Source organism: Thiocystis violacea, from assembly GCF_016583565.1.
Lineage (GTDB): Bacteria > Pseudomonadota > Gammaproteobacteria > Chromatiales > Chromatiaceae > Thiorhodococcus > Thiorhodococcus violaceus_A.
In genome coordinates this window covers 1-3,667 of the sequence record NZ_NRRF01000148.1, presented here as the reverse complement: position 1 = coordinate 3,667, position 3,667 = coordinate 1, and the positions used below count along the sequence as shown (strand labels likewise).

At 48.6% G+C, this 3,667-nt stretch carries 5 protein-coding genes; all 5 read left to right on the top strand.

Annotated elements, in window-relative coordinates; all coding sequences use genetic code 11:
* Nucleotides 1-463 precede the first annotated feature (463 nt).
* Nucleotides 464-1,261 (top strand): FRG domain-containing protein, encoded by a 798-nt coding sequence (locus tag CKO23_RS26830; RefSeq protein WP_369408015.1) that lies wholly within the window; start codon nucleotides 464-466, stop codon nucleotides 1,259-1,261.
* A gap of 177 nt (nucleotides 1,262-1,438) precedes the next feature.
* Complete coding sequence (locus CKO23_RS24045) at nucleotides 1,439-1,726, top strand: BrnT family toxin (protein WP_338114176.1); 288 nt, start codon at nucleotides 1,439-1,441, stop codon at nucleotides 1,724-1,726.
* A gap of 326 nt (nucleotides 1,727-2,052) precedes the next feature.
* Nucleotides 2,053-2,676, top strand: a complete 624-nt coding sequence (locus CKO23_RS24040) for an AAA family ATPase (RefSeq protein WP_200335940.1) — start codon at nucleotides 2,053-2,055, stop codon at nucleotides 2,674-2,676.
* Between the two features lie 120 nt (nucleotides 2,677-2,796).
* Nucleotides 2,797-3,030 carry a hypothetical protein gene (locus CKO23_RS24035; protein ID WP_200335932.1) on the top strand — a complete coding sequence of 78 codons (234 nt, stop codon included), beginning with the start codon at nucleotides 2,797-2,799 and terminating at the stop codon, nucleotides 3,028-3,030.
* A gap of 10 nt (nucleotides 3,031-3,040) precedes the next feature.
* The gene (locus tag CKO23_RS24030) at nucleotides 3,041-3,265 is read left to right on the top strand and encodes a hypothetical protein (protein WP_200335930.1); all 225 of its coding nucleotides are present in this window, start codon (nucleotides 3,041-3,043) and stop codon (nucleotides 3,263-3,265) included.
* The last annotated feature ends 402 nt before the right edge of the window (nucleotides 3,266-3,667 follow it).

The following is a 3,667-nucleotide window of genomic DNA, read 5'->3' as shown; positions in this document are numbered from 1 at the left end:
CACTGAAAAATCAAAAACTTAAAATAGAATCGCTCGACTATATTTTGGCATTGGCGTGTACGCTAAAATCCGCTCTAAGCAATTGTTTTAAAATGACTTGTGATTCCCCATGAAATCCTGGAGAGCCAATATCTCCAGACCAAATACTTGATATTCTTATGTTGTGGATAAATGAGAATAGAGGCCATTTAGCTGAAAACGCAAGAATGTCGGTAGTGCTGGCTCTTTCAAAAAGATACCCGTGCCAATAATCCTAATTGTTTTTAAAGAAACATTTGAAGAAGATAAACTATAACAATTGCATACACCCGACTTTACCCGCCGCTTCGTTCGCTGCGCTCACTACACTCTGGGCAAAGCGGGTGATGCAGGCGTTGGGCGCAACACCCTGGAGAGCCTGGTGTCCCTTGGCAAAATAAGAATCCGCGACGCCGAGTACCTAAAGGATGACGCATCGTCCGCAATGGTGTTTCACGTCAATGATCCTCATGCACTAATTCAAGCCGCAGGGTATTTGAAATACGTCAATGCAAAGAGTCAGGGAGAAGGAATCTACTTTCGCGGAGAAACTAGAGTCCATTCATCCCTCTCGCCGACACTCTTTCGCGGCATCAAGACAAAGCGAACCACCACAAAATATCAAACCCTATTGAATGCGCTAATAAATGACATTCGCTCGGAAGACAAGATATTTTCGCAATTTCCCAGTCTTGCACACGAACCACTTCTTCAGCACTACGGCGTCAGAACTAGCTGGATTGATTTGGTAGATAACGTTTGGGTCGCTCTTTGGTTCGCATGTCACAAAGCACACGGTTCCGGGAAGTTCGGAGAGTTTCTCCACTTCGAGAGACGGTCAGCCCACGGTGCAGACGACGCCTTCGCCTACATTCTTTTAATTGGTGCAGACTTGAGATCTTCCCGTACCACGGACCACGGTGTCGTCCTCGGGAACACCACCGAGCTTGTTGACCTCCGAATTGCAGCACCATCCATATTTCTCCGTCCACACGCTCAGCATGGGTTGCTGTTCCGATGCAGAGGCGATCATACGGCAAGGCCCACAGACTACAGCTCTCAGATTCGCGGGATTATTCGAATCTCACTCGCGAATGCGCTAGCATGGCTTGGCGATGGTCGAATGCTCGGTGTTCATGCGCTATTTCCGCCCCCGTTTTATGACCGTGGATACAGCATTCTTCTCGCGGCGGGAGTACAAGGCAGCAAACCTCTCGGGGTAATCGCACATGTTGGAGCTTAGCAATCGCCCAACAATTGGCGCAGCGCCGACCCAATACCGCGCGCGCAGCTCATCGCAAGAATTCAACGTCGTGCGGGCGCGGTATTGGGCCGGCTCGCCAAAACGTTGGGCGCTGGCAGGGTGCAAGCTTTGTAACATGCTTATCTCCATCAACGGAATACGGATCGCATTTAAAACGTGATTGACTTCGAGTGGGACACAAGCAAAGCCGAGTTGAACGTCCGCAAGCACGGCGTGTCATTCGAGGAAGCAAGCACAGTCTTTTCAGATCCCTTCGAACTCACAATATCCGACCCGGATCACTCCCATGGAGAGTATCGGTTCTTGAACATTGGTCGCTCAGAACGTGATCGCCTTCTTGTGGTCTCATATACTGAGCGTCACCCCAATGCGATCCGCATCATAAGCGCCAGGGTCGCGTCCAGATCAGAAAGGCGAATTTATGACTCCAGATGCCAGCGATGATATGCGTGCCGACTACGACTTCTCGGAGGCCGTGCAAGGCAAACATCACCGAGCCTACCAAGAGGGTACGAATGTCGTACTTTTGGAGCCTGATGTGGCGCGTGCGTTTCGTGACTCTGCTTCTGTAAACAGGGCACTGCGGTTGCTCTTGGAACTGGCACGCGAGCAATCGCCAAAGAACGCCCAACAATAGGCTCGGCGCCGACCCAATACCGCGCAGGCAACTCCACACAAACTTGCAAGGCCGTGCCAGTGCGGTATTGGGCGGGCCAGCCAAGCCGTTAGCCAGTAAACCGTTCGTAGATTGTGCGTAAAGGAAGCATCATATGCAGATTTATAATATCTCTGACGTATTTAACGAAAGTGAAATACCGGTGCTGACTTTCGTTGAACCGCAGGAGTTTTCGGACATTGTCGGTTCAATACTCACAACTGGAAAGCATATTACACTTAGTGGGCCATCTGGCTGCGGAAAAACTACCTTGGCCCGAAAAGCATTGGCTGAATCTGGCCGCGGACCGGGTGATACTCATTGGGTTTCAGGAAGAGACTATGCCCGCCTTGAAACTCTAGAAAGTATTTTCGCTAAAGAGTTCTCTTGCGCAGAATCAATAGAGGAGATCACCGAATACCTTCAGGCAGCTGGGATAGTCATTCTCGATGATTTTCATCATCTCAAAGAAGGCGTGCGCCAAGACCTAGGCTACCGCCTAAAACGTTGGCACGAAATTGGAATTCGATTTTTTATTGTTGGAATTGCTAGTTCAAGCAAGAAAATGCTTGATATCGACTCTGAGCTTGGAATACGAAACGACGTCTATGAAATGAAGAAACAGAACAAAGAGTTTTGCGCAGAAGTTGTTTCTTTAGGAGAAAAGCATTTAAATATCGAATTCACAGAACAATCAAAACATCAATTTATGGCGAGAAAAGGGGACAGATTTATTTAAGAGCGCCTAACGAGGCGGTCAAGCCGACCCCGCGCGATTGGCGTCGTGAACAGAGTTCCCGCGTGGTGCGGCTTACCGTAACGTTAGGCGAGTAAATCCACTGCGATCGAGTGTGAATAAATGTACTTCGAAATCCAGGGCTCTATCGAGGATATTGAGCCGATCGCAGTTGGCAACAGCATTCGAGAACTTCCGCGTTTGAAGAAGCAGTTCGGTTCTGGACGATGGCGGAAACTCAAAGGAACTGCGACCGTCAAACTTCCAAATGGACACATCCGAAGAGCTGAAGTCCATTGGTACGAGGCCCACGGAATAGGCAAACGAAAAATGAAGATCAACCGTTTCATTGACTAACAGAGCAACTATGAGCGACCTCGCCGCAGAATTCGCCCTGTGCATCGACCCAAGTGGGTCTGAAGACCTAGAAAAAGGTAAAGTCTATCAGATCCTTCAGGATTCCGAGGCTGAAGCGGAAAACATGCTGAGGGTGATCGATGAATCTGCAGAAGATTATCTGTACCCTGCAGACTTCTTCGTGATCCTTGATTTGCCACAGGAAGCACGTGAAGCTCTGTTTGTAAATCAGTAGCTTGACGTTTCGCCCAGGAGAAAAGGAGAAAAGGGGACAGATTTATTTAAGAGCGCCTAACGAGGCGGTCAAGCCGACCCCGCGCGATTGGCGTCGTGAACAGCAAAAAACCGGGACAGACCACGTTTCTTTGTCACCTGCGGCTTATGGGTGACGTTCGGCAAGAATAGCAACCAGGTTACGATATGCCATCAATATCGATGTTTTACGGCCTGATTATCTATAGTATTTCATGGACAACAAGGGCTCTCCAGGATTTCATGGGGAATCACAAATCATTTTAAAACAATTGCTTAGAGCGGATTTTAGCGTACACGCCAATGCCAAAATATAGTCGAGCGATTCTATTTTAAGTTTTTGATTTTTCAGTGTTCGATGCCAAGCTGAGCGTATCCGTTGAGA